The organism is Rhizohabitans arisaemae, assembly GCF_025996515.1.
GTDB classification, from domain to species: Bacteria; Actinomycetota; Actinomycetes; order Streptosporangiales; family Streptosporangiaceae; genus Rhizohabitans; species Rhizohabitans arisaemae.
The window spans coordinates 1,128,933-1,155,059 of the sequence record NZ_BLRH01000034.1 but is presented as its reverse complement, the minus strand read 5'-3'; the positions used below and the strand labels follow the sequence as shown (position 1 = coordinate 1,155,059).

The 26,127-nt window shown below is 71.8% G+C and carries 22 protein-coding genes; 8 read left to right on the top strand and 14 right to left on the bottom strand.

The annotated features are described in order from the left end of the window. Positions 1 to 246: 246 nt before the first annotated feature. Together RUR_RS20840 and RUR_RS20835 are read left to right on the top strand one after the other, a co-directional pair. Complete coding sequence (locus RUR_RS20840; protein ID WP_283136776.1) at positions 247 to 2,157, top strand: ABC transporter ATP-binding protein; 1,911 nt, start codon at positions 247 to 249, stop codon at positions 2,155 to 2,157. 317 nt (positions 2,158 to 2,474) lie between these two features. Further along, positions 2,475 to 6,308 (top strand): LamG-like jellyroll fold domain-containing protein, encoded by a 3,834-nt coding sequence (locus RUR_RS20835; protein WP_283136775.1) that lies wholly within the window; start codon positions 2,475 to 2,477, stop codon positions 6,306 to 6,308. Between the two features lie 141 nt (positions 6,309 to 6,449). On the opposite strand, the gene RUR_RS20830 is transcribed toward RUR_RS20835, so the two are convergent. From RUR_RS20830 to RUR_RS20820, 3 genes are all read right to left on the bottom strand, one after another. Then, complete coding sequence (locus RUR_RS20830) at positions 6,450 to 6,794, bottom strand: RNA polymerase-binding protein RbpA (RefSeq protein ID WP_283136774.1); 345 nt, start codon at positions 6,792 to 6,794, stop codon at positions 6,450 to 6,452. A 115-nt stretch (positions 6,795 to 6,909) separates the two neighbouring features. After that, the gene (locus RUR_RS20825) at positions 6,910 to 8,268 is read right to left on the bottom strand and encodes an MFS transporter (protein WP_283136773.1); all 1,359 of its coding nucleotides are present in this window, start codon (positions 8,266 to 8,268) and stop codon (positions 6,910 to 6,912) included. Continuing rightward, complete coding sequence (locus tag RUR_RS20820; protein WP_283136772.1) at positions 8,261 to 9,064, bottom strand: glycerophosphodiester phosphodiesterase family protein; 804 nt, start codon at positions 9,062 to 9,064, stop codon at positions 8,261 to 8,263. The genes RUR_RS20825 and RUR_RS20820 overlap by 8 nt, the downstream gene beginning before the upstream one ends. 383 nt (positions 9,065 to 9,447) lie before the next feature. Between RUR_RS20820 and RUR_RS20815 the strand changes: the two genes are divergently transcribed. After that, the gene (locus RUR_RS20815; protein WP_283136771.1) at positions 9,448 to 9,666 is read left to right on the top strand and encodes a DUF397 domain-containing protein; all 219 of its coding nucleotides are present in this window, start codon (positions 9,448 to 9,450) and stop codon (positions 9,664 to 9,666) included. Between the two features lie 226 nt (positions 9,667 to 9,892). On the opposite strand, the gene RUR_RS20810 is transcribed toward RUR_RS20815, so the two are convergent. From RUR_RS20810 to RUR_RS20775, 8 genes are all read right to left on the bottom strand, one after another. Continuing rightward, positions 9,893 to 10,534 (bottom strand): hypothetical protein, encoded by a 642-nt coding sequence (locus RUR_RS20810; protein ID WP_283136770.1) that lies wholly within the window; start codon positions 10,532 to 10,534, stop codon positions 9,893 to 9,895. Continuing rightward, a complete protein-coding gene (locus RUR_RS20805; RefSeq protein ID WP_283136769.1) occupies positions 10,531 to 12,000 on the bottom strand; it encodes a hypothetical protein in 1,470 nt (489 codons plus the stop codon). Before RUR_RS20805 ends, RUR_RS20810 begins: the two co-directional genes overlap by 4 nt. Continuing rightward, complete coding sequence (locus RUR_RS20800; RefSeq protein ID WP_283136768.1) at positions 11,997 to 12,854, bottom strand: ABC transporter ATP-binding protein; 858 nt, start codon at positions 12,852 to 12,854, stop codon at positions 11,997 to 11,999. Before RUR_RS20800 ends, RUR_RS20805 begins: the two co-directional genes overlap by 4 nt. Beyond that, positions 12,839 to 13,687: a zf-HC2 domain-containing protein gene (locus RUR_RS20795; protein ID WP_283136767.1), complete on the bottom strand. Its 849-nt coding sequence runs from the start codon at positions 13,685 to 13,687 to the stop codon at positions 12,839 to 12,841. The genes RUR_RS20800 and RUR_RS20795 overlap by 16 nt, the downstream gene beginning before the upstream one ends. A 208-nt stretch (positions 13,688 to 13,895) precedes the next feature. After that, positions 13,896 to 14,495, bottom strand: coding sequence for an RNA polymerase sigma factor (locus RUR_RS20790; RefSeq protein ID WP_283136766.1), 600 nt, complete (start codon positions 14,493 to 14,495; stop codon positions 13,896 to 13,898). A gap of 114 nt (positions 14,496 to 14,609) precedes the next feature. Further along, the gene (locus RUR_RS20785; RefSeq protein WP_283136765.1) at positions 14,610 to 15,170 is read right to left on the bottom strand and encodes a TrmH family RNA methyltransferase; all 561 of its coding nucleotides are present in this window, start codon (positions 15,168 to 15,170) and stop codon (positions 14,610 to 14,612) included. Positions 15,171 to 15,190: 20 nt separating this feature from the next. Continuing rightward, positions 15,191 to 15,796 carry a class I SAM-dependent methyltransferase gene (locus RUR_RS20780; protein ID WP_283136764.1) on the bottom strand — a complete coding sequence of 202 codons (606 nt, stop codon included), beginning with the start codon at positions 15,794 to 15,796 and terminating at the stop codon, positions 15,191 to 15,193. A 196-nt stretch (positions 15,797 to 15,992) separates the two neighbouring features. Continuing rightward, positions 15,993 to 16,877, bottom strand: a complete 885-nt coding sequence (locus RUR_RS20775; protein ID WP_283136763.1) for a LysR family transcriptional regulator — start codon at positions 16,875 to 16,877, stop codon at positions 15,993 to 15,995. 127 nt (positions 16,878 to 17,004) lie between these two features. On the opposite strand from RUR_RS20775, the gene RUR_RS20770 reads away from it, so the two are divergent. The 4 genes from RUR_RS20770 (at position 17,005) to RUR_RS20755 (ending at position 22,027) form a co-directional block, all read left to right on the top strand. After that, on the top strand, positions 17,005 to 17,391 hold the full coding sequence (locus RUR_RS20770) for a VOC family protein (RefSeq protein WP_283136762.1): 387 nt from the start codon (positions 17,005 to 17,007) through the stop codon (positions 17,389 to 17,391). A 110-nt stretch (positions 17,392 to 17,501) separates the two neighbouring features. Next, positions 17,502 to 19,040, top strand: a complete 1,539-nt coding sequence (locus RUR_RS20765) for an MFS transporter (RefSeq protein ID WP_283136761.1) — start codon at positions 17,502 to 17,504, stop codon at positions 19,038 to 19,040. A gap of 34 nt (positions 19,041 to 19,074) precedes the next feature. Then, positions 19,075 to 20,517: a serine hydrolase domain-containing protein gene (locus tag RUR_RS20760; protein ID WP_283136760.1), complete on the top strand. Its 1,443-nt coding sequence runs from the start codon at positions 19,075 to 19,077 to the stop codon at positions 20,515 to 20,517. Between the two features lie 55 nt (positions 20,518 to 20,572). Further along, positions 20,573 to 22,027 carry a serine hydrolase domain-containing protein gene (locus tag RUR_RS20755; protein ID WP_283136759.1) on the top strand — a complete coding sequence of 485 codons (1,455 nt, stop codon included), beginning with the start codon at positions 20,573 to 20,575 and terminating at the stop codon, positions 22,025 to 22,027. Positions 22,028 to 22,419: 392 nt separating this feature from the next. Here the strand turns inward: RUR_RS20755 and RUR_RS20750 are convergent, their stop codons facing one another. The 3 genes from RUR_RS20750 to RUR_RS20740 all read right to left on the bottom strand — a co-directional run bounded on the left by RUR_RS20750 (position 22,420) and on the right by RUR_RS20740 (position 25,348). After that, positions 22,420 to 23,367, bottom strand: coding sequence for a VWA domain-containing protein (locus tag RUR_RS20750; RefSeq protein ID WP_283136758.1), 948 nt, complete (start codon positions 23,365 to 23,367; stop codon positions 22,420 to 22,422). Beyond that, positions 23,364 to 24,242, bottom strand: a complete 879-nt coding sequence (locus RUR_RS20745; protein ID WP_283137061.1) for a DUF58 domain-containing protein — start codon at positions 24,240 to 24,242, stop codon at positions 23,364 to 23,366. Before RUR_RS20745 ends, RUR_RS20750 begins: the two co-directional genes overlap by 4 nt. Before the next feature lie 86 nt (positions 24,243 to 24,328). Then, a complete protein-coding gene (locus RUR_RS20740; RefSeq protein WP_283136757.1) occupies positions 24,329 to 25,348 on the bottom strand; it encodes an AAA family ATPase in 1,020 nt (339 codons plus the stop codon). Positions 25,349 to 25,394: 46 nt separating this feature from the next. Between RUR_RS20740 and RUR_RS20735 the strand changes: the two genes are divergently transcribed. After that, positions 25,395 to 26,099 carry a hypothetical protein gene (locus RUR_RS20735; RefSeq protein ID WP_283136756.1) on the top strand — a complete coding sequence of 235 codons (705 nt, stop codon included), beginning with the start codon at positions 25,395 to 25,397 and terminating at the stop codon, positions 26,097 to 26,099. The last annotated feature ends 28 nt before the right edge of the window (positions 26,100 to 26,127 follow it).

The following is a 26,127-nucleotide window of genomic DNA, read 5'->3' as shown; positions in this document are numbered from 1 at the left end:
GCAACCGGTTTTCCGGTCGGCGCCTTGACCTCAAGCAAAGTCGAGGTTCTAGGGTTGGGTGCGGGTCGTCGGCGGGCGGGTCCCGCGGCGCCCTCCGGAGCCGGGTTTTGTCGGTGCCGGATGAGAGCCTTCAGAGGTGCTTTCCCGGCCGGGGCGGGGGCCGGCCGGGCGGCCAACCTTGATCGTCGTCTCCTGAGGGTCTCGGTTCGACGTTTCACGACTACTTCTAGGGATCCGGTGACGAAGATGAGCATGGAGATGACCGCGTGGCACTCGATGTACCACGCGATGCACGCCAAGGACGACCGCAGACCGTTCTCCAAGGAGACGCTGCGGCGCATCGGCGCCTTCGCCCGGCCACACCGTAGACAGCTGGTCTGGTACCTCCTGGCCAGCGTGGTGATCGCCGTCTTGGCCGTCGCCACCCCGGTTCTCGCGGGCCGCGTCGTCGACGCGATCGTCTCCGGGGGAGCGCCGGAGGTCGTCCTGTGGCTCGCGGCGCTCATCGCCGTCATCGCGGTGGCCGAGGCCGGGGTCGGGCTGTTCGCCCGATGGCTGTCGTCCACCCTCGGGGAAGGACTCATCCACGACCTGCGCACCGCGGTGTTCGACCACGTCCAGCGGATGCCGGTCGCCTTCTTCACCAGAACCCGCACCGGCGCGCTGGTCTCCCGGCTCAACAGCGACGTCATCGGGGCGCAGCGGGCCTTCAGCAACACCCTCTCCGGGGTCGTCGCCAACCTGGTCACCCTGACGCTGACCCTCGTGGTCATGATCGGGATCTCCTGGCAGATCACCCTGCTCAGCCTCCTGCTCCTGCCGGTCTTCGTGCTCCCGGCGCGGCGGATGGGCGCCCGGCTGGCCAGGCTGGAACGCGAGTCGGCCAACCACAACGCGGTGATGAGCACCCAGATGACCGAGCGGTTCTCCGCGCCCGGGGCGACGCTGGTCAAGCTCTTCGGCCGGCCCAAGGCGGAGTCCGCCGAGTTCGCGGCGCGGGCCCGGCGGGTGCGCGACATCGGGGTGCGCACCGCGATGACGCAGATGGTGTTCGTGACCGCGCTCACCTTCGTCTCGGCGCTGGCCCTCGCCCTCGTCTACGGTCTCGGCGGCTTCCACGCCCTGCGGGGGCAGCTGGACCCGGGCGCCGTGGTCGCCCTCGCGCTCCTGCTCACCCGCCTCTACGCCCCGCTGACCGGGCTCGCCGGCGCCCGGGTCGAGGTGATGAGCGCGCTGGTGAGCTTCGAGCGGGTGTTTGAGGTGCTCGATCTGAAGCCGTTGATCGGGGAGCGGCCGGACGCGCGGCGGGTGCCGGACGGGCCGGTCTCGGTGGAGTTCGACGGGGTCGGCTTCGGCTACCCCTCGGCGGACAAGGTCTCGCTCGCCTCCCTGGAGGAGGTCGCCGTGCTGGACACCCGGGGCGGGGTCCAGGTGCTCCACGACGTGTCGTTCGAGGCGCGGCCGGGACAGATGATCGCGCTGGTGGGGTCGTCGGGTGCGGGCAAGTCGACGATCGCGCAGCTGGTCACCCGGCTCTACGACGTGGACGCGGGGGCCGTCCGGTTCTCCGGCACGGACGTGCGCGACCTGTCGTTCGAATCGATCCGCGAGACGATCGGCATGGTCACCCAGGACGGACACCTCTTCCACGAGTCGATCCGGGCCAACCTCCTCCTGGCCCGGCCGGAGGCGACCGAGGAGGAGCTCTGGGAGGTGCTGGGCCGCGCCCGGATCCGCGAGCTGGTGGAGGCGCTGCCCGACGGGCTGGACACGGTGGTCGGGGAACGCGGATACCGGCTCTCCGGCGGGGAGCGGCAGCGGCTGACCATCGCGCGCCTGCTGCTGGCCCGTCCGCGGGTCGTGATCCTGGACGAGGCGACCGCGCATCTGGACTCCACCTCCGAGGCCGCGGTTCAGGCCGCGCTGGGGGAGGCCCTGGCGGGCCGGACCTCGATCGTGATCGCGCACCGGCTCTCCACGGTCCGGGCCGCCGACCTGATCCTGGTGGTCGAGGAGGGCCGGATCGTGGAGCGGGGCACGCACGAGGAACTGCTCGCCGTCGGCGGTCGCTATCGGGAGCTCCACCGCACCCAGTTCGAGCAGCCCGACCCCCTTCCGGAGCTCGGCGAGCCCGCCGTGGCGGAGTCGCTTCACTGACCGGTTGAACCGCGAGGCCCGCCCGGACCCCGGGCGGGCCTCGCCGTCTGCCGAACCTGAGGGTCAGCCGAGGGTTTCCCCCAAACGTAAGAACTTGTGGCCGGGTATTTCCTGACATTTGTGCTTCAATCTGGATCACGACGGCGTTGCGGGGGAGCGGTGCCTGTTGTGCAGGGTTATCCGGAATCTGCGTTCCGTTCGTCCTTCGGCGTGGGGGAGACCGCCGTAGGCGCGGCCGGGCGCCGTGCCGTGGTGGCCGGTGACATCGGGACCGTGCCAAGGCCGCCCCCCGGACGTTCGACCCTCTGGAGAGTCGTGTGCTGCGCCGTGTCCTGATGAGCCTGCTCCTGATCTGCACCTGGTCCGTCGTGGCGGTCCAACCCGCCGCGGCCTTACCCGCCGGCTTCGCCAAACAGGTGGTCTTCTCCGGCCTGGTCCAGCCCGTCAACGTCGAGTTCTCCTCCGACGGCAGGGTGTTCGTCGCCGAGAAACGCGGGATCGTCAAGGTCTTCGACTCGCTGGTCGACACCACCCCGCAGATCTACGCCGACCTGCGTCCGCAGGTCATGAACTACTGGGATCGCGGCCTGCTCGGCATGGCCCTGCATCCGAACTTCCCGAACGACCCCCGGCTGTACGTCCTCTACTCCTACAACGCCGCTCCCGGGGGCACCGCGCCCCGCTGGCCCTCGACCGGCCCGGACTCCGACAACTGCCCCTCGCCTCCCGCCGGCCCCGGGCCCACCCTGGACGGCTGCCTCATCACCGGCAGGCTCTCGGTCCTGCGGCCGTCGGGCACCGGGGTCGTCGAGGAGCCGCTGATCACCGACTGGTGCTCGGTCCACCCCACCCACTCGGTCGGCGACCTGAAGTTCGGCGCCGACGGCATGCTCTACGCCTCCGGCGGCGACGGGGCCAACATCTCCTACCCCGACTACGGCCAGGATTTCCTGCCCGACTCCGACCACACCCCGGACAACCCCTGCGGGGATCCGCCGTTCCCGGTGGGCACGGCCCTGACCGCCCCGTCGGCCGAAGGCGGCGCGCTGCGCTCCCAGGACATGCGGACCCCGGGCGACCCGGCCCAGCTCGACGGCTCGATCATCCGGATCGACCCGGACACCGGCCAGGCCGCCCCGGGCAACCCGAACGCCGCCTCACCCGACGAGAACGCCCGGCGGATCGTGGCGTACGGCTTCCGCAACCCCTTCCGTTTCACGACGCGGCCCGGCACCGGGGAGGTCTGGGTCGGCGACGTCGGGGCCGGCACCTTCGAGGAGATCAACCGGATCCCCGGGACCGGGCAGCAGAACCAGGGCTGGCCCTGCTACGAGGGGCCGCTCAAGCACGGCGGCTACGACACGGCCAACCTCACCCTTTGCGAGACCCTCTACACCGAGGGCGCCGCGGGCTTCCGGGCGCCGCACCTGGAGTACCGGCACATCCACGACGTGCTCGCGGGCGACGGCTGCGCCCGGGCCAACGGGTCGTCGATCAGCGGGCTGGCCTTCTACAACGGCACCGCCTATCCCGCCGACTACCGGGGGGCGCTGTTCTTCTCCGACTACGCCCGGCAGTGCGTCTGGGTCATGCGCCCCGGCGCGGACGGGGTTCCCGACCGGACCCGGATCGGTCTTTTCGACGGTACGGCCAACGGGCCGGTGGAGCTGACCACCGGGCCGGGCGGCGACCTGTTCGCCGTCATGGTGGGCACCGCGGCGGACCCGTCCGGGACCGTGGTCCGCTACGTCACCGGCAACCGGCCGCCGACGGCCCGGCTCACCGCGGCGCCGACCAGCGGGACCGCCCCGCTCATCGTCGACTTCAGTGCGCAGGGTTCGACCGACGACGACCTGGACGATCTGACCTACAGCTGGGACCTGGACGGCGACGGGGAGCTGGACGACGCCACCGGCATCGTCACGACCTGGACCTACGCCACCGCAGGGTCGAGGACGGTACGGCTGCGCGTCAGCGACGGCCGGGGCGGCCACGACGACCGGACCACCGTGGTGAACGTCGCCAACCGCGGTCCGGTCGCCACGATCTCCTCCCCGGGTCCGTCGGCGACCTGGCGGGTGGGGGAGTCGATCGCCTTCTCCGGGTCGGCGACGGACCCCGAGGACGGGACGCTGCCGGGTTCGAGCCTGTCCTGGCGCTTGATCCTGCACCACTGCCCGACCGGGACGGGCTGCCATCAGCACGAGGTCACCACCTACACCGGTGCCTCCGGGACCTTCGCGGCACCCGACCACGAGTATCCGTCCTGGCTGGAACTCCGGCTCACCGCCCGGGACTCCTCCGGTCAGAGCGCCACGGCCAGGGTCGAGCTTCAACCGCGGACGACGGACCTGACCTTCCAGACGTCGCCGCCGGGGCTCAGGCTCGGGCTGCTCGGCGACGAGGTGGTCACCCCCGTCACCCGCCGGGTGATCACCGCCTCGGCGGTGGGGGTCACGGCTCCGTCGCCGCAGACCTCCGGTGGGACGACCTACGGCTTCACCTCCTGGGCCGACGGCGGGCCGCCGTCCCGGACGATCTCCGCCCCGGAGACGGCCGGCACCTACACGGCGCGGTACGGCGCGCTGCGCCCCGGGCTGGTGGCGGCCTACGGCTTCGACGAGGGGGCCGGGTCCACGGCCGTGGACTCCTCGGGCGGGGATCTCCACGGATCCGTGGCGAACGCCGGGTGGGTCGCGGCGGGCAGGCACGGCAAGGCGCTCTCGTTCAACGGGACGAACTCTTCCGTGACCGTGCCCGACTCGCCCCGGCTGAGACCCTCCGGCGGGCTCACCGTGGAGGCGTGGGTGAATCCGGCCTCCACCGCCGGCTGGCGGACCGCCGTCCTGAAGGAGCGCACCGGCGGACTGTCGTACGCCCTCTACGCGAGCAACGGCTCGCGGCCCGAGGGCGATCTCAACCTCGGGGGCGCGGACGTCGCGGTGCGCGGCTCGGCGCCGCCGCCGACCGGGACGTGGACGCATCTGGCCCTCACCTACGACGGCGCGGCGATCCGGCTGTACGTCGACGGGGTGCAGGCGGGGTCGACGCCCAGGACCGGGCCGATCAACTTCGCCGCGGCGGGGCCCCTGCGCATCGGGGGGAACGCCGTCTGGGGTGAGTACTTCTCCGGCCTGATCGACGAGGTCCGCGTCTACGACCGGGCCTTGACCGCGGCCGAGATCGTCGAGGACATGGCGACCCCGGCGGGAGGGGGGACATCCGACACCGTGCCGCCCACCGCGCCGGGTTCGCTCACCGCGACGGGCGGTGCGGGTACGGCCTCCCTGGCGTGGTCGGCGGCCGTGGACGACGGCGGGACGGTGGCGGGCTACCGGGTCCACCGGTCGGTCGCGCCGGGCTTCGTCCCCGGCCCCGGGAACCTGATCGCCACGGTGACCGGGACCACCCACACCGACGGCGGTCTGGCGGCGGGCGCGTACCACTACCGGGTGGTGGCGGTCGACGGTGCGGGCAACGCCGGGCCGCCGTCCGCCGAGGCTTCGGCGACCGTCACCGCGCCGCCCGGCGGTCCGGGTCTGGTGGCGGCCTACGGTTTCGAGGAGGCGTCCGGGACCGGCGTGGCCGACGGTTCGGGCGGCGGCAACCACGGCACGACCGGGAACACGACCCGGTCCGATCAGGGGAGGTTCGGCCGGGCGCTGTCGTTCGACGGGACTTCCGGCCAGGTCACGGTCCCCGACTCGCCGTCGCTCCGGCTCACCGCGGGCTTCACCCTCTCCGCCTGGGTTAGGCCGGCCGCCGTGACCGGCTGGCGCACGGTGCTGTTCAAGGAGCGGGCCGGGGGCTACTCGTACGCGCTGTACGGGAGCAACGGCTCCGGGCGCCCCAACGCCTGGGTGTTCGACGGCGCGGAGCGCAACGCGACGGGCACGGCCCCGCTGGAGGCCGACGCCTGGAGTCATCTGGCCGCGACCTACGACGGGAGCACGCTCCGGCTGTATGTGAACGCGGTTCAGGTCGCCTCGGCTCCGGTCACGGGTTCACCGGTCTTGGACGGCGGGGCCCTGCGGATGGGCGGGAACAGCGTCTGGAACGAGTTCTTCGCCGGATTGATCGACGAGGTCCGGGTCTACTCTGATCCGCAGACCCCGGCCGAGATCGCCGCGGACATGGGCCGCCCCGTCTGACCGGGTTCGGACACAGGTACGCCCGCCGCTGGTGCGGCGGGCGTACCTGAAGGTCGCAGGGTGTCCATTCACCGGAAGCGACGGACAATCTGGGGTAGCGTTCAGCGCGGAGTGGCGGGCCCGCCGCGCTGCGGGCGAAGATCAGGCGCTCTTACGCCGTTGCGCCCGAAGGATCGCGAGTCGTTCGGCGAGAACCTCTTCGAGATCCTCGATCGAGCGTCGCTCCAGCAGCATGTCCCAGTGTGTCCTCGGTGGTTTCGCCTTCTTCTGTGAAGGTTGTTCGCCGTCGAGCCGCAGTGCGGTCGACCCGCAGTTGCGGCACTCCCAGCTCGCCGGGATTTCGGCTTCCGCCGCGAGGGGCACACTGAACTGATGGCCCTTCGGGCAGATATAGGACACCTCCTGGCGTGGTGCCAGGTCGGTGTTGCGGTCGTTCTCGTAGCTCGTCGCGCCGAGCCGGGTGCCGCGTAATGCACGTTCGGCCATCGTCGAATGCCTCCCCAGGCTCCGTCTCCCACGGATGTCAACGCTTGGTACCGTCTGTGGATTCCCATCGAAGAGGTGATCCAACCGCCCCATTTCCCTGGAGTATGCAAGGAGCTCACACGCGTTCGGGTACGGGGTTCCCGGCCTCTCTGATGGCGCGGGGCAGGTTGACGAGGGCCAGCAGGACGAACCCGACCACGAAGAAGCCGAGCAGCCAGAGGATCGCGACGCGGTAGCTCCCGGTGAACTGGAGTGCGAAGGCGATGGTCCAGGACCCGAGGAAGGTGGCGCCCCGGTCGCTGATCTCGTACAGGCTGAAGTACTCGGCCTCCCGGCCGGGCGGGATCACCTGGGAGTACAGCGACCGGGAGAGGGCCTGGACGCCGCCCATCACGATGGCGATGGCGATGGCGAGCGCGAAGAACTGCGCCGCGGCCCCCCGCTCAACGAAGTAGGCGGCGGCGACCACGAGCATCCAGGCCAGCAGGGCGGCCTGGACGGTTCGTTTGGTGCCGAACCGGGAGGCCAGGAAGCCCAGCAGCAGGGCGCCGCCGAAGGCGACGAACTGCACCAGGAGGATCGCGGTGATCTGTACCGTCTGGTCGAGCCCGAGCTCCTGGTCGGCGTAGGTCGCGGAGAAGGCGATGACCGTCTGCACCCCGTCGTTGTAGGCGAGGTAGGCGGCGAGGAAGAGCAGGGTCCGGGGGTAGCGACGCAGGTCGGCGATGGTCCGCCCGAGCTGGCGGAAGCTCCCGGAGACGGTCGAGCCGACGGCCGCCGACCGCACCGCGGTGGGCCGGTTGCGCAGCCGCAGCAGGGGGACCAGGGTGAACAGACCCCACCACAGGCCGGCGGTGCAGAGCGCGATCCGCACGGCCGTACCCGAGTCGATCCCGAGGGAGTCGCGGCCGAGGAAGAGGCCGAGGTTGACCGCCAGGAGCAGGCCGCCGCCGAGGTAGCCGAAGGCCCACCCGCGGGCGGACACCGCGTCCCGCTCGTCCGGCGTGGAGATGTCGGGCAGGAAGGAGTTGTAGACGACCACGGCGCAGGCGTATCCGGCGGTGGCCACGATGAGCAGGGCTCCGCCGAGCAGGTAGCGGTCCCCGGACACGAAGTACATGCAGATCGTGGCGAAGGCTCCGAGGTAGGCGAAGAACCCGAGGAGCTCGCGTTTGCGGCCGGTGTGGTCGGCCAGCGCCCCGGCGATCGGCATCACCACGATTTGCACGATGGCGGCGGCGCCGATCACGAAGGTGTAGTACGCCGAGGGGCGGACGTCGAAACCGAGGACGTCGACGTACTCCCGGGTGCCGGCGGCCGTCTTGGCGATCTCGATCAGGTAGGGGCCGAGGAAGACGGTGATGACGGTGGTGTAGAAGGCCGAGTTGGCCCAATCGTAGAAGTACCAGCCGCGTTGCTGCCGGCGGCGTTCGGCCAGGGGGGTGGGGTCGGCGACTGCTGCCGCGTCATTCATCGGGGGGCCTCTCCGGCGGATGCCATTGGCCGCGGGCGAGGAGAACCTCCCGCAGCGCGGTCACTCGGTCGGTCATGACGCCGTCCACCCCGAGGTCGAGCAGACGGTTCATCTCGTGCGGGTCGTCGACGGTCCAGACGTGCACGTGCATGCCCAGCGCGTGCGCGGTCGTCACCAGCGCCCGGGTGGTGACGCGAAGCGCCCCGAGGAACGGGGGGATCTGCACGCAGGGGACGCCCTCCCGGGCCAGCCGGGCCAGGATCCGGTTGAAACCGGAGGCGTAGGAGGCGATCTTCAACGCGGCCACGCCGCGGGGCCCGAGCGCCGTGCAGACGGGCCGCCCGATGGCCCGGCGCGCGGCGGCCAGCCGTCGTTCGGAGAAGGAGGTGACGCAGATCCGGTCGTAGGCGCCGGTCTTGCGGATCACGTCGGCGAGCGGCTGGATCGCGCCGACGCTCTTGACGTCGATGTTCAACCTGGCCTCGGGCCAGGCCTCCAGGAGGTCCGTCAGGAGGGGGATCGGCTCGGTTCCGGCGATCCGGGCCTTGGCGACCTCGCGCCAGGGGAGTTCGGTGACCCGGCCGGCGTGGTCGGTCGTCCGGTCCAGGGTGGCGTCGTGGAAGGCGATGAGCGCTCCGTCCCTGGTGGCGTGCACGTCGGTCTCCAGGTAGCGGTAGCCGAGCCCGACGGCGTGCGCGAAAGCGGCCATGGAGTTCTCCGGGCGTTCCTTGGCCCCGCCCCGGTGGGCGAAGGGGAGCGGACCGGGGTGGTCGAGGTACGCGAATCGAGGTGCCACGAGGAGGAGTATGCCGTGTGCGGGGTGTCGGGTTCACCACGCTCGGGCGAATGTTTAGGTCACGGATTCGGGGATTTCGGGGGTGGCGGGTTCCCGGATTACGGTCTGGAGGATGGGGATTTGTACCCGGCCGGGACCCGGAATCGGGTGGTGTGCTTATCGGCGGGAGTGGGAGTTCAGGTGTGCTGCCGGGGGGAATCATAGCCGATTGATTACGGGCATAAATGACGTGATCTGTACAAGACTGTTCGGCTATATAGTGATATAGAGGTGTATGCGGATCTTTATTGGGCGTCTACACTCTACGGCGGGTGGAGCGCTCGACGTTGGTCAGGGAGGCGGACGCGGTCGCCGCATCTATGGTCTGACCTGGAGGAGGTCTTATGGCGGGCCCGAAAGAGCCTGGTGTCACTTGGCGGAAAAGCACGGCGTCCAATCCCTCCAATTGTGTGGAGGTCGCATTTGAAGGCCGTGCTGTGTTCGTCCGTGACTCCAAGAACCGGGCCGGACCCGCGCTCGAGTTCTCCCTCCAGGAATGGGACGCCTTCCTGACCGGTGTTCGCAAGGGAGAATTCAATGGACGGCCGATAAGGATGCACTAAACCGGTTTATCGGCGCGACACCTGTCATCGGCGGCCCCGGCGACCGTTCCACAGGGCGGGAAGCCGTTCGCGGCGGCGTCGCTCCCCGGATGCACACGTGAGGCGACCCCGGGACGTGCTTTCGATTCCGGACAGGGTACGGCTGCGCCGTGCCGGGGGTTCCGCGACGCGATCCTCGTCGGCTTGCCGAGCCGTAGACCTGGTCCGCCCAAGGCCGTATCGAACCCTAACGGGGATCGCGGTGTGCGGCGGCGAGCACCAGCAGCGGGATCGGCAGGGCGGCCAGCCACCATCGGTGGATCTCATGCCAGTCGGCGGCGTACGGCTCCGGCCAGGCGCCGCCGCCGAGGATCTGCGTCCCGATGTACAGGATCAGCACGGTGACCGCCCCCGCGAGCGCCGCCTGCCGACCGGGATGGCGGCGTACGGCGACCGCGGCGCCGGCGAGGGCGATGAGCGCGGCGACGGCCGCCTCGATCACGGCTCCGGTGAAGTGGAGCACCGCGCCCGGCTCCAGCCGTACCGCCACGACCAGGCAGCCCACCCCCCACCCCACTCCGGCGGCCAGGCCCGTCAGGAGGGTTCTGATCCACTGGCGGAGCGGACGGGGTACCGGGGTCGCCCCGGTGGCGGCGGAGGCGGGGTCCACCAGGGCGAAGGCGGCCGCCACGCCGAGCAGGAGGGCGCCGAGCCGCAGCAGCAGCAGCCCGAGCCGGGGGTCGACGTGGTCGCCCGGCTCGATGAGCACGGCGAGCGCGATCATCGCCGCGACGGCCAGGGTGAGGGGCCGCCAGTCGATCGCCCGGATCAGCGGGCGGAGCAGGAGGAGGGCGGGGGCGGGACGCCCGGGCCGGGAAGGAGCGCTCATCGGCACAGTTCGTCCTTTCGGGAGGCGGGCCGCCCGGGCCGCACGCCCAGCAGTGCCGCGCCCTGCTCCAGGGTGGTCGACGGGGAGACGAGGACGTCCCAGTCGGCCCGGATCCGGTCGGCGGTCTCCGGCCGGTTGAGGAGCGCCCGGGCGTACTCCACCTCGGCCTGTCCGTAGCCGGTGTCGTGGAGCTGCCCCGGGATGTGGATTCCCCCGTTGTCGAAACCCATGGTCAGGTCGAGCCAGCCCTTGGGGAGCTTGCCCGACGACGGGGGCCGGGATCCCGGGTCGGGCGCGTCGAGCAGCGGACCGGCGCGGCCCGCGAGCCAGAGCGCCACGGCCAACCGGGCCCGGCCGAGATCCGCCCCGCACGACTCCTTCTCCAGTCCGACGGCGGACGCGATGACCTGTCCGGCCAGGTAGGCCCGGTGCCTGGCCGGGTCGGCGGACCAGACGGTCCAGGTGACCGGGGTCGCCAGCGGATCGGCGCCCGAGCCCTGCCACAGCAGCCCGTCGTAGCCGGCGAGCTGCCTGATGGGCGGAACCCGGTCCCGTGCCCGTTCGGGTACCACGGCCAGGATCGGCCGGAGGGCGTCCACCCAGCCGGGGATCCAGGGCCGGTAGTCCGGGTACACGCAGAACGTGAGACCCTCGTGCTTCTCACACACCTGTTCGGGCAGTTGCGGGGTGAACGCCGCACGGTCGCCGGCCCACGGGAGGACCGGCGCGGCGGCGGTCGCGGCGGCCCCCGCGGGCACCGCCACCGCCAGCGCCGTCAGCGCGACCAGGGTCCGCAGCGGACGAAGGCCGTGCCGGAGCAGGGCGAGGGCCGCGAAGAGGACCACGGCCGCCACCAGGTAGACCAGGTGCCATCCGGTCGGCCTGGCCCCCCAGGCCACGCTGTGCCCGGGGATCACCGGCAGGAACCAGCCGAAGTTCTCGCCCCGGGAGTCGCCGATCATGGCCAGGGCGACCAGGACGATCACGATCGGGGGCGTGATCAGCCAGGGCAGCCAGCGGCCCAGCGCAGCGCCCGCCGTGGCGGCGAGGGCCCCGAGGGCCACCCCGCCGAGCGCCTGGTACGGGTCGAACCGTCCGGCCGCTCCGCCCGGCAGCGACACCGCGGCCGACTGCACCGAGATCATCACGGCGGCGAGCAGGGCTCCTGCGGCGGGTGCCGCCAGGATCACCGCCCGGGTCCGCTCCACCGCCCGGACGGGCAGGGCGGCCAGGGTCTCGGGGAGGCCGTGCCGGCGGTCCCGGCCCGCCGCCAGGCCACTCACGATCATCATCGCCGCGCCGATCAGCGCCGAGGCGGTGACCGCGTCGATCACGACGATCGTCATGTCGGGCAGCCAGGCGGTGCTCTGGACATAGGCCCTGACCAGCGCGAGCACCGCCGTCCCCCACAGGATCGGGTTGCGCAGCAGCCTGCGGGCCTCGAAGAGCGTCAGCCGGATGTTCACGCGGCGGCCTCCGCCGTGTCGCCGAGCAGCAGCAGATACCCGTCCTCCACCCCCGGATCGGCCGGGACGGCGTGCTCCGGCGGGGCCCCGAGGGTGCGGTAGCGGCCGTCCGCGGTCCGCCAGAACAACTCCGAGGCGGCGGGCGGCCGATCCGACAGCCACACCTGCCCGGCCGCGGTCGCCGCCAGCTGGGCGGGGGTGCCGTCGAACGCGTTCTCGCCCCGGCGCATCACCACGACCCGTTCGCACAGGGCCGCGACGTCCTCGGTCTGATGGGTGGAGAGAAGCACGACCCGGCTCTCGCCGAGCCGCGACACCAGCGCGCGGAACCGCATTCGCTGCTCCGGGTCGAGACCGACCGTCGGCTCGTCCAGGATGAGCAGCCCGGGGTCGCCGAGCAGCGCCTGGGCGAGGGCGAGCCGCTGCCGCATCCCCCCGGACAGCCGGCGGACCCTGGTGCCGGCCCGGTCGGTCAGGTCCACCTCGCGCAGCACCCGCCGTACCTCGTCGTGCCGGGCCCGCCGGTCGGTCAGCTCCTTCAGGATCGCGACGTAGTCCAGCATCTGCAAGACCGTGAAATGCGGGTAGAACCCGGGCTCCTGCGGCAGGTAGCCCAGGCGCCGCCGCAGCTCCGTGCGCTGGGCCCGCTCCGCGGGGTCCAGGCCGAGGGAGCGGATCGACCCGCCGTCGGGGGCGAGCGTGGTCGCCAGGCAGCGCAGCAAGGTCGTCTTGCCCGCGCCGTTCGGGCCGAGCAGCCCGGTCACCCCGGGCCCGAAGTCCAGGTCGAGACCGTCCAGCACGGTCCGGCGGCCGAATCTCTTGGTCAGACCGCGTACGGTCACAGGGGATTCCATCGGGGCTCTCCAGGGTCGAGGCGGGCACGCCGCAGATAGACGACAAGGATCAGGAGCAGGGCCGCGGCGCCGTACAGGATCTGCGCGGCGGCGGAGAAGAACACCAGCCGGTCGCCGATGAGCCCGCCCAGAACCGTCACGGACACCGGCCAGGCCGCCCCGAGGACAGCCGCGGACTCCGGCGGTGGGAACCGGGTGGACAGGGCGAGGGCGGCGGCGGTGAGGGCGAAGGCGGGGAGCAGCCAGGCGGCGGCCAGCCCCGGCGTGCCCGGCAGGAACGGGGTGGCGACCCCGGCCACCCCGATCGCGGCGCCGAGGACGGCGATCGCGCGGAGCAGCAGGCCGCGCGAGCCCCCGAGGGGGGTGGCCGCCTGGAGCTCGTACAGGGGGTCCGCGTGCCGCCCGTAGGCGAGGGCGATCCCGGCGACCGGCAGCACCGGCGCGATCACCAGGAAGGGCAGCAGGGCGTGGAAGGCCGGCGCCGGATCCCGTGCGACCAGGTGCGCCGCCGCGACGGCGAATCCCAGCGTCAGGGAGACCGCGACGAGCCATCCCCGGGTCAGGCCCGGTGCGGCGGCGAGGAACGCGGCCAGATGCTCGGGCACCCCCATCCGAGCCAGGACCCGGGCCGGGAAGCTCGGGCGCGGCCGGTCCACGACGTCCTCGATCCCGGCCCAGCTCGCCGCCAGCCACCCCCGGTCGCAGGGGACCGCCGTACGGCAGGAGGGGCATCCGGCGATGTGCGCCTCCACCGACATGACCTGCACGGGATCGAGCCGCCCCTGCGCGTACCGCGCGACGAGTTCGTCCGGCGGGTGCCATCGGCCGTTCATCGTGCCTCCTTGAGAACGAGCCGCGCGGTACGGCCTGAGGCGGCTTCGCGCCGGACCGGCGCGACGGGGTTCCGGCGTCGTGGATGCGGTGCCGGCCCGGCGGTCTCCACGCTGGGGACGGGCCGTGGGGTACGGCCTGCGGTGGACTCCGGCCGTACCGGCGTGGTGTGCCGGGTACACGCGGGCCGTGCCGGACAGAGGGAGTGGATCATGCGAGATACCCCCTCAGCTGGGCTTTGGCGCGCATGACCCGGGTTTTCACGGTGCCCTCGGGGATGCCGAGAAGCCGGGAGGCCTCGCGGACGGTGAGGCCGTCCAGAACGGTCGTCTGGATCGCCGCGCGCAGTTCGGGGGACAGGCGGCCCAGCGCCGTGCCGAGGTCCCCGTGCTCCACCCCGACCAGGACCGCGTCCTCGGCCGATTCACCGACCGGCAGCGCCGCTCCGGCCTGCCCCGGCGTGAGGTCGTCGATCGCGGCCGGGCGCGGTACGGCGCCGCGGCGGCGCAGCCCGGAGATGAGCCGGCGGATCGCGATCGTCCAGAGCCAGGCGGCCACCTCGCCCTCGCCCGGGCGGTATCGGCGCGCGTCCCGCCAGACGGCCACGAAGGCGTCCTGGATGGCGTCGTCCACCAGGTCGAGGTCGGCGCAGCGGCGGGCCAGCCGGACCCTGAGCCAGGGGGCGTGCCGGCGGTGCAGGAGTCTGAGCGCCTCCACCTGCCCCCCGGCCACGGCGGCGATCAGCTCCACGTCGTCGCTGTCCGGGCCGACGGGGGCCGGTTCCCGGCGGAGTCTGCGAAAGAAGGACACATTCCCGTCTATCGCGGCTTCCGCCGCCTTCGGTTCACGCTCGGCGATTTCCGTTCCGGTTCACCGGGTATGTGTCGGCGAACGGCGCGGCGGCGCGGACTTCCTCGGCGTCGGTCAGGCGGGGCCTTCGGCCGGTTCCTTGACCTGGGCCCATTCGCGGCGGCGGGCTTCGGCGAGGGCGACCGCGGCGGCGACGGCGACGTTGAGCGAGCCGACCCGCCCGATCTGCGGGATGTAGGCGACCGCGTCGCACGCCTCCAGCAGGGCGGGGGAGCAGCCGTGGTCCTCGTTGCCGAGGACCAGGCAGACATCCCCGTCGAGGGCGGCCTCGTGCAGCGGCGCGGCGTCGCCGGTCAGCTCGATCGCGACCACCCGGTAGCCGTCGTCCTTGGCGGCGCGGACCGCCTCCGCCGCGGTGATCCCGTCTTCCCATTCCAGGAAGCGCTCGGTGCCGAGCGCCGTCTTCTGGACTTTCGGGTTGTCCGGGCCGGTGGAGTTCCCGGCGAGCCACACCCGGGTGACGCCGAAGGCGGCGGCGGTGCGGAAGATCGACCCGACGTTGAAGGGGCCGGTCACCGAGTCCAGGATCAGGGCGAGACGGCCCTCGGTACCGCGGCGCCAGCCTCGGTTGAGCCGCTTGACGTCGGTGGGGCGGAGCTGCCTGCGGGTGCTCATCTCTCTACTTTCCGGATATTTCAGGACGGGACTTCTCGGGCGGTGACCCGCAGGACGCGGTAGGCCGAGCGGGAGGCCGTCCGGGTGGCCGGGTACCCCTGCTCGGTGAGCCAGCGCTGGAGGGAGTCCGATCCGAGGTGTTTCTGCACGACCAGATAGGCCTCGCCGTCCGGGGTGAGCCGGTCGAGCCAGGTGGTGAGCATCTCATGCATGGCTCGCTTGCCGATGCGGATGGGCGGGTTGGACCAGATGGCGGCGAACCGAAGGCCCGGGTCGATCTCCTCGGGACGGAGGCACCTTACTTTGTCAAGGCCGGCGGTCTGGGCGTTTCGGGCACAGAGCTCAAGCGAGCGCTCGTTCACGTCCACCGCCCAGACCGTCGCATCCGGTGCCCGCGTGGCCATGGTGAGCGCGATCGGGCCGTAGCCGCAGCCCAGGTCGAGCAGGTCGCCCGTACGCGGCGGGGTCGGCACGGTCTCCAGGAGGATCCGGGTGCCCACATCGAGGCGCTCGGGCGAGAAGACGCCGCTGTCGGTCTCCAGCCGCAGATGCAGGTCGGGTAGGACGACGTCGACCAGACCCGGCCGGTGCCCGGTCCGCGGTCGCTCCTCGAAGTAGTGCGCCACGCCCACCGACCGTACCAGCTGTCCACCCCGCTCCCGCCGCGGGTGATCTTCAGATGAGCTCAGGACCCGTGCCACCTGAATCACGCTGTACGGGCTGTGCCGGGCCGGTCTCGGCCGTACCTGCGGCGAAACCGGTGCGGGTCGCCGCATGACGCCGACGAGGTGCCCGCATGGGTGTCATGGACGAACCCCGGCTTCACGGGCCGACGGGGCCGATGTCCTTGACGGCCTGGGCGAAGGCCCGGATGAGGGGGGTCTCGGTGGCGGTGCGCCAGATGAGGGCCCAGCGGGCGGGGGGAGCGTCGCGAATGGGCACGTAGGCGACGTCGGGGCGCGGCCAGTACGTGGCGGCCTGCTCGTGCAAGGGCGTGACCGCCTCACCTGAGGCGATGATGGGCAGCATCTCCCCGCTGGTGGTGACGATCGGGCCGATCCGGATCGGCCGTCCGCCGGGGGTGTGCGACGGCACGAGCGCCTCCCGCCAGTAGTCGGGCGAGGCCCCGCCGAAGACCACCTGGTCGCCGAGGTCCTCGTAGGAGACGGATTCCCGCGCGGCCAGCGGGTTCACGGTGGCGACGGCGAGCACGATCCGCTCGATCTGGATGACCGGGCCGACGGTGAGGTCGGGCTCCCTGACGGGGAGCCACATGATCCCCACATCGATGTCCCCGGCGCGGAGCGATGCGAAGGGATCGCCGAAATCGATGTAGCGGAACCGCAGCTCGCATTCGGGATGCCGGGCCTTGAAAGCGGCGAAGTGGGCGGTCATCGCCTGAATGTCGAGCGGGATCAGGCCCACGCGCAGTACGTCGGTCTTGCCGCGCGCGGCCAGTGCGGCGCGTTCCAGGCTCTCCTGAATCCCCTGGTAGTGAGGCCGCAGATCTTCGGCGAGCCGTGCGCCGACGGGGGTCAGGGCCACCTTGCGGTTGCTTCGCTCGAACAGCGCCGAGCCGATGCGGCGCTCCTGTTTCTTGATGGCCTGGCTGACCCGGGCCTGGGTCACGTGCAGCCGTTCCGCCGTCCGGCCGAAGTGGAGCTCCTCGGCCAGGGTGAGGAAGAGTTCAATGTCGCGAAGTTCCACCGTGCCCCGTTCCTATTGATAGGCGAGAGGTTATGGCATGGTGCGGAACTTGGCGTTGATCCCCACAACGGTCGCAGGCGATGCTCATGGACATCCGAGAACACCGGATCCCACCGCGAGGAGCACCATGAACGTCATCGCCGCCGCCGTGTCACTGCACATCGACGATGTGGCGGCTTCCAGCAACTTCTTCATCTCCCACCTGGGCTTTCGCGAGGTGCTGGCCGCCGAGGGCCTCGTCTGCCTCAGCCGGGACGACGCGGCCCCCGACATCGTGCTCCAGCAGCGCGACGCCGTACGTCCGGCACCCCCCGCCGGTCGCCGGTCCGTGAGCGCGGCCGTGTGCTTCACGGTCACCGGCATCGCCGACGAGCATGAACGGCTGCGCCGGGAGGGTGCCCCCATCACCGCGCCGCTGCGCCTGGAGCCGTGGGGCGAGTGGGTGCTGCAGCTCACCGACCCCAATGGCGTGGTGGTCCAGCTCATCGAGTGGACGCCTCCGGCCGGGGCCTGATTCCTGAAGATTTCTTTGCGCACACTGTGCGCAACTGCGTACATTTGAGCTATTCTGCGTACAGCGTTCGCATAGAGGGTACGCCGTACGCGCCGTATTGAGAGGTCCCCATGCACACACCGAATCCACGCCGCTGGCTGATCCTGATCGTGCTGTGCCTCAGCACGCTGGTGCTGGTCATCGACAACATGGTGCTCACCGTCGCGGTGCCGCCGCTGATGGCCGACCTTGGCGCGAGCGCGCAGGAGATCCAGTGGATCCTGGACTCCTACATCCTGGTCTTCGCCGGTCTCCTGCTCACCTCGGGCAGCCTCTCCGACCGCTACGGCCGCCGGAAAGTCATGGTCATCGGATTGGCGCTGTTCGGCCTGTCATCGTTGGCGGCCACCTTCGCCGGCGATCCCGCCCAGCTCATCGTCGCCCGTGCGGTGATGGGCGTCGGCGGCGCGCTGGTCATGCCCAGCACACTGTCCATCCTGATCACCGTCTTCGACGACGCCGAGCGCCGCAAGGCCATGGCCGCGTGGAGCGCGGTCGCCATGGTCGGCCTGGTCGGCGGGCCCGTCCTGGGCGGCGCGCTGATCGCCTGGTTCTGGTGGGGGGCGGTCTTCCTCATCAACGTGCCGATCGCGCTGCTGGCCATCGTCGCGGCTTTGGTCCTGATGCCCGAGTCCAAGGGCCCGTGGAGCAAGCCCGATCCGCTCGGCGCGATCCTGTCGGTGGTCGGCATGTCCGCCCTGGTGTGGACCATCATCGAGCTGCCGAAGTACGGCCTGAACCACGCGGCCACCGTGACCGGCCTCGTCGTCACCGTCGCCGCCCTGGCCGGGTTCGTACTGTGGGAGCTGCGCACGCCCCACCCGATGGTCCCGCTGAGCCTGTTCCGCAACCCCGCCTTCTCCGGCGGCAGCCTGTCCCTGGCCCTCGTCCAGATCGCCAACGGCGGCCTGCTGCTCGTGCTCACCCAGTACCTGCAGTACGTACTCGGCTACACGCCCACCCAGGCCGGGCTCGCCTTCATTCCGATGGCCCTCGCCTCGCTCGCCTTCAACACGATCGGCGCCACCCTCGGCGGCAAGATCGGCAACCGGGCGCTCATGACCATCGGCATGCTCGTCTCCGCCTCCGGGTTCGCCCTGATGTCCACCGTCTCGCCGGAGCACGGCATCGTACTCCCCGCCGTGGCGCTGTTCCTGCTCGGTGCCGGCGGCGGCCTGGCGGTCCCCGCGGCCATCACCGCGCTCATGGGCACGGTGCCGCCGGAGCACGCCGGCGTCGGATCCGCGCTGAACGACACCATCCAGCAGATGGGCGCAGCCCTCGGCGTCGCCATCCTGGGCAGCATCCTGGCGGGCGGTTACACCGCCGCGATGCCCGTCACCGCGACCGATGAGGCACGGCGATCGCTCGGCGAGGCCCTCGCCACCGCGAACGGCGACGCCGGGCTGGCCGCGACCGCGCGTGAGGCCTTCACCTCCGCGATGTCGACGGTGTTCATCGCCGGTGCGTCCGGAGTCGTGGCCGCCGCCGTACTCGTCCTGGTCATCATGCGAGGCCGCGCACGGGCCGGCGCGGCGCAGCAGCCGCAGTCACAGCCGCAGCAGCCGCGGGAGAAGGACCGGGACCGCGTCCCCGCCCTGCACCACTGACATCCGTCCGACGAACCACACAGGGAGGAACACCATGTCGACGAACGTGAACCGGGGCAAGAACGCCGAGGGCTCGCAGGGCACGGCGAGTTCGCCGGGCCGGCCCTTCGACCCGGCCCGCTGGCAGGCGCGGTTCGATGAGCTGCGCGAAGCCCACCACGTGCCGGGCGCCACCCTGGCGGTGCTGGCCGACGGGGAGGTTCACGAACTGGCGAGTGGCGTGCTGCACCGGGGGACCGGGGTGGGGGCCACGACCGACTCCCTGTTCCAGGTCGGCTCGATCACCAAGATCCACACGGCCACGCTCGTCATGCGGCTGGTCGACTCCGGGCGGCTGGACCTGGACGCGCGGGTGATCGATGTCCTGCCCGAGTTCGCCACCGCCGACCCGCAGGCCGGCGAGCGCATCACGATCCGGCAGATGCTCAGCCACACCAGCGGGCTCACCTGCGACTTCACCCACGACACCGGCCGCGGCGACGACTGCCTGGCCAAGTACGTCGAGGCGGCCAAGGGCGTGGCCCTGGACTGCGGGCCGGGGACCGGGACCTCCTACAGCAGCGTCGGCTACAACGTGCTCGGCCGCGTGGTCGAGGTGCTCACCGGCCAGACCTGGGACCAGGCCCTGCAGGAGATGCTGTGCGCCCCGCTCGGCCTCGCCGCTACGGTGACCCTGCCGGAGGACGTGCTGCGGTTCAGGTCGGCGATGGGCCACTTCGGCGAGCCGGGGCGGATGCCGGACCCCGCCCCGGTGTGGAACCCGCTGCCGCGTTCGGCCGGGCCGTACGGCGGCGTGCTCTGCGCCACCGCCGCGGACGTCCTCCGCCTGGCCAAACTGCACCTCGACGGCGGCGTCGCGCCGGACGGCACCCGCCTGCTGTCCGCGGAGGCGGTCGCGGCCATGCAGCGGCGCGAGGTGGACAGCCCCGACAAGTGGACGGTCAGCGCCGACGGGTGGGGCCTGGGCTGGTCGCTGTACGACTGGGAGGGCACCCCCGGCTACGGCCACGACGGCGCGACCATCGGGCAGTACGGGTTCCTGCGCGTCGCTCCGGGCACGGGCCTGATCATCGTGCTGCTGACCAACGGCGGCGGCGCCCGCACGCTCTACGCGAGCCTGTTCCGCGAGCTCCTCTCCGAACTGGGCGGGATCACGATGCCCGCCCCCTTCGGGCCGCCGGCCCGGCCGCTCGCGGTGGACATCACCCCGTATCTCGGCACTTACCGCCGCGAAGGCGTCGCCATCACAGTGACCAGCCGCGACGGGCAGGGGCACCTGCTCTACGAGTTCGTCGACGGTATGGCGGGGCTCGCGCCCGCCATCGACGTCAACCTCGTCCCGGTGAGCCCGGCGGTGTTCGCCGGCGAAGGCACGGGCTCCTTCGCCGAGGACTGGATGCCCGTGGTGTTCGCCACCCTGAGCGACGGGACGCCGTGCTGCTACATCGGCATGCGCGCCGCACCCAAGATCGCCTAATTCACACATTGATTCGCACAAGCAATTTGCACATCGCACAGCAAGGAGAAACACCATGTCGACGAACGTGAGCTGGGACAAGGACGGCAACTGGCGGGCCGAGGGTTCCTGGGGGACGGCGAACTCATCGAACCGGGTCTTCCGCCTGGCGCACTGGCAGGACCGGCTCGACACGCTGCGCGCCGCCCACCACGTGCCGGGCGCGGCTCTGGCCGTGCTGGTCGGCGGGGAGATCCACGAACTGGCCGGTGGTGTGCTGCACCGGGGGACCGGAGTCACGGCGACACCGGACTCGGTGTTCCACCTGGGATCCATCGCCAAGATCTACACCGCCACCGTCGTCGTGAAGCTGGCCGAATCCGGGCTGCTGGACCTCGACGCCCCCGTCCGTGACGTGATCCCCGACTTCGTCGTCGCCGACGCGGAGGCCAGTAAGACGATCACGCCCCGGCAGCTGCTCTCCCACACCAGCGGCCTCAGCGGTGATTTCCACCTCGACACCGGCCGGGGTGACGACTGCCTGGAGAAGTACGTCAAGGGCTGTGCCGGTCTGGCCGTGGACGTCCCGCCGGGCAGCGCGGTCTCCTACAGCGGCTCCGGCTACTCCGTCCTGGGCCGCATCGTCGAGGTCGTGACCGGCAAGACCTGGGACGTCGCGCTGCAGGAACTCCTGTGCGCCCCGGCCGGGCTCGCCGCCACGGTGACCCTGCCCGAGGACCTGCTGCGGTTCCGCGCGGCGATGGGCCACTTCGGCGAGCCCGGCACCGATCCCGAGCCCTCGCCCCTCTGGGACCTGCACTCGCGTGCCGCAGGACCGGCGGCCGTCGTCTGCGCCAGCGCCCCCGACCTGGTCAGACTGGCCAAACTGCACCTCGACGGCGGCGTGGCCGCGGACGGCACCCGGGTACTCGCCGCCGAGACCGTCGCGGCCATGCAGCGGCGCGAGATGGACGTGCCCGACAAATGGACCGTCAGCGCCGACGGCTGGGGCCTGGGCTGGACCCTCTACGACTGGGAGGGCGTCCCGGGATACGGCCACGACGGCGCGGCGACGGGCCAGTACTCCTACCTTCGCGTGGTGCCGGGAGCCGGCGTGGCGATCGCCCTGCTCACCAACGGCGGCGGTGCCCGCCCGTTCTACGCGGCCCTGTTCCGCGAACTCTTCGCCGAACTGGCCGACGTGCGGATGCCCGCCCCCTTCGCCCCGCCGGCTCAGGCGCCGACGGTGAACCTCGCCGCGATCCTCGGTGTCTACAAGCGCGAAGGCGTCGTCATCACCGTCGGCATGCGCGACGGCTCGCTGCGCATGCTGTACGAGTTCGTCGACGGCATGAAGGACATCTCCCCGCCCCTCGACATGGAGCTCGCGCCCGTCACCGAGAGCGTCTTCGCCGCCTCCGGTGCCGGCCCCTCCTTCGCCGAGGACTACATGCCCGTGGTCTTCTCCACCCTGGCCGACGGCACCCCGTCCTGTTCGGTCGGCATGCGAGTCGCCCCCAAGGTCGCCTAGCCCACCGGCCGTACGGCCGCACCCCGCCCTCTCTCTTGAAGAGGGCGGGGTGCGGCCGTTCCGGACGGTCATGGGTGAGTACGGCGGAGCGCCATCGGTTGACGGGCTTGCGGGCGGCTGGTCTTTCGACGATGCCGGAAATCGCGAGGCAAGCCCGTGACGAAGAAATGCGGCTCCGGCAGGTCGCAGACCTGGACGGTGTTCCACCGCTCCAGGATCTCACCCTTGACCGCGACATCATGTGCGGAGAAACGTCGCGGACGTGCTCACCGAGCGCAGCCGGGGCCGGGCAGTCGGCCAGGTTTCTGGGGAAAGGCCGGGTACGGGCTGCGCCGTACCGGGGCCGCCCGTGGCCGTACCCCGCCGGGTTCCGTATGAGAGGCCGGCGGGTGTCAGGGGAAGCGGGGGGCGAGGAGGAAGCCGACCCCGGCGAAGAGGAGGCCGGCGAGGAGGCCGAGGACGAGGTAGCGGTGGCCGACCTCCTGGTGGACGGTGCGGTAGCCGAGGGAGCTGCCGATCTGCTGGTAGACGTCCTCCAGTTCGCTGCCCGACTCGGCTTCGTAGGCGAGGCCGCCGGTGGTGGTGGCCAGAGTGCTCAGGGTGGCCTTGTTGACGGGGACCTGGATGGCACGGCCGTCGATGACGACGGTGCCCTCCTGGGTGCCGTAGGCGATGGTGGACACCGGGACCTTCGCGGCGAGCGCCGCCTCCGCGGCCTGGGCCACGGACCGGCCGGAGGTGTTGTCGCCGTCGGACAGCAGGGCGACGGCGGCGGGCGGCGGGTCGTGCGCGGCCTGCTGGTCGAAGGTGCGGATCGCGTCGAGCGCGCTGAACACGGCTTCGCCGATGGCCGTACCCGGTCTGGTGGTGAGGTTGTCGATGGCCGAGATCACCGCCAGGTGGTCGGTGGTGGGGGAGGTGACGAGGGAGGCGGACCGGGCGAAGGCCACCAGGCCGACGTTGAACCGTTCGGGCAGGTCGCGAACGAAGTTCTTCGCCGCCTCCTTGGTGGCGGCGAGGCGGTTCGGGGGGACGTCGGCCGATTCCATGGAGAGCGAGACGTCGACGGCCACGATGATGGTGGCGCGGTCGCGCGGCACCCGGACGATGTCGGCGGGCCGGGCGGCCCCGATGGTGAGCAGGCTCATCATGACGAGGAAGAGCGCGGCTGGGACGTGTCTGCGCCAGCCGGGCCGCCGCGGAGCGACCTGGTTGAGGAGGGCGAGGTTGGTGAAGCGAACGGCGTAGGCGCGGCGCAGGTACTGCAGGGCGACGTAGCCGGCGACCAGGAGCGCCAGCACGGCGAACAGCCAGAGCCAGCCGGGCGAGAGGAACGTCATCGTTGTGGCCTCCGGTGTGCCAGGTGGGCGACGCGTCGCTGGTGGAGGGCGAATCTGGCGAAGTCGAAGACCCAGTCCCGGTCGGTGCGCAGGACCAGGTGCGGGATTCCGCACCGGCGCATCGCGGCTTCGACGGCTTCCCGCTGGGCGGCGGCGGCCCGGGCGTAGGCGTCGCGGACCCGGCGGGACAGGTAGACCTCGCGGGTCTCGCCGGTCTCGGTGTCGGCGAACGTCACCAGCCCGACGTCGGGAAGCGTCAGCTCCCGCGGGTCGGCGATCTCGACGGCGAGCATCTGGTGCCGCATGGCCATCCGGCGCAGGGGCCGCTCCCAGGCGGTGGGCCCGGCCGGGTCCAGGAAGTCGGAGACGACGACCCGGAGCCCGCGCCGCCGCTGCCCGCGGTCGAGCAGGGTCAGCGCTTCGGCGAGGCCGGCGGCGCCGGGGCGGGGCGGGGTCCGCGGCGCCTGGACGATGGATTGGAGGAGCCCGTGCAGCGGGGCCTGGCCGGGGCGGGCGGGCCAGCGGTGGATGTCGCCCCCGTGCAGGACGTAGGCGCCGAAGCGGTCGCCGACCCGGCTGGTGAGGAAGCCGAGCGCAGCCGTCGCCGCAACGGCGAGATCCCGTTTGTCCATGGCCGCGGTCCCGAAGTCCATGCTGGGGGAGAGGTCGACCAGGGCCCAGGTTTCCAGCTCCCGATCCGCGACCAGGTCCCGGACGTGCGGGATCGTGGTGCGGGCGGTGACCGCCCAGTCCATCCGGCGCATGTCGTCCTCGCCGGGCACGTACACGCGGGTCTCGGCCGGCTCGCTGCCCGGCCCCGGCAGCAGGCCGAGGTGGACGCCGGTGAGCAGGCCGTCGAGGCGGCGGACGACCATGAGCTCCAGGCGGTTCAGCGCCTGATGGGGGGTGAGCCGTACCGGGGCGGGTTCGGGCGGCGGGTCACGCCGCCACGGCGGGAACCTCACCGCGGGGCCTGGCCCTGGTTCCACACGACCAAGGGCGGCGGGATGGCGGCGACGATCTGGTGGACGACCTCCTCGGGCCGGATCCCGTCGGCGAGCGCGTCGAAGGTGAGCACCAGCCGGTGGGTCATCACGTCCCGGGCGACGTCCCGCACGTCCTCGGGCAGGAGGTAGTCGCGGCCGCGGATCAGGGCGAGCGCGCGCCCCGCGGCGACCAGGCCGAGCGTCGCCCGGGGGCTCGTCCCGATCTCGATGACCTCCCGGAGGTCGCGCAGCCCGTACTCGGCGGGGGAGCGGGTGGCCATCACCAGGCGTACCACGTAGTCCGCGACGAGCTGATGGACGGTCACCGCGGCCGCCGCCTTCTGCAGCAGGAGAAGTTTGTCCGGGTCGAGCACCCGGCGCGGCTCCGGCGGCGCCACGCTCATCCGCCGCAGGATCTCCAGCTCCTCCAGCGCCGACGGGTGGCCGACCCGCACCTTCAGCAGGAACCGGTCGCGCTGCACCTCGGGCAGCGGGTACACCCCTTCCGACTCGACGGGGTTCTGGGTCGCCAGGACGAGGAACGGCCTCGGCAGCGGGTGGGTCCGCCCCGCCAGGGTGACCTGGCGTTCGGCCATCACCTCCAGCAGCGCCGACTGGACTTTGGCGGGGGCGCGGTTCACCTCGTCGGCGAGCAGGAAGTTGGCGAACACCGGACCCAGCTCGACGTCGAACCGTTCGGTGGACGGATGGTAGACGCGGGTGCCCACGATGTCGCTCGGCACCAGATCCGGGGTGAACTGGATCCGGGCGAACGAGCCGCCGACCACGGTGGCCAGGGTCGTCGCGGCGAGCGTCTTGGCCACACCCGGGACCCCTTCGAGGAGGCAGTGCCCACCGGCGAGCAACGCGACGAGGATGCGCTCCACCATGTGATCCTGGCCGACGATCACACGGCGAACCTCCCTCAGGGCCTCTTGGAGCAGGCGCGCCTCACCGGCGGGCTCCGGCAGGATCTGCTCTTCCGCGATCGTCATACCCACTATTAAAACGGTCGGCGATCGATGTGCTTCCATGACATGCATGGCCACGCAGCTTCTCTTCGGCGACCCGCTCCGGGTCGGGCCGTTCCACCTGCGCGCACGGCTGGTGTCGGGCCCGTCGGGGATCGTTTTCCTGGGCCGCGCCCCCGACGGCCGCGACGTCAGCGTGGCGCTGCTCACCGTCGGCGCGGCGGCCGACCCGGCGGCGCGGGACCGGTTCTCCGCGGCGATCCGCACCGGCGCGGGTGTCGCGGGCACGCCGCCCGCGGTGGTGGCGGCGGCCGCGGGCGCCGAGTCGCCGTGGGTGGCCACCCCGTTCGTCCCGGGTCTGCGCGGCGCCGAGAGCTTCCTCGAACCGGTGCTCGTCTCCGGGGTGCTGACGGGGCGGGTGCAGGGGCCGGACTTCCGGCCGTACTGGATCGACGATCGCGACCCCGCCGTACCGCGTCCGGTGCCCGTGCCGCCGCCCCCGCCGGAGACGGCGAGCAAGCGGTCGGTGCTGGCGGCTTCGCTCGCGGTGGGCGCGTTGACGCTGATGCTGTCGCTCATGGTCTGGCTGCTGTTCGGCCCGGTGGAGGAGGTACGGCGTCCGCAGCCGCTGCCGCCGACCCTGTTCGTGCCGACCCCGCCTCCGGTGCCGAGCGTGTCGCCGTCCCCCGAGCCGTCGGAGGGGCCGACCGGCCCGGCCCGGCCGACCCCCACCCCCGAGGAGACCGGGGGCGACGACGGGGGCGACCCGATCTAGCGTCGGCCGCTCCCGGGTGTCCGGTGCC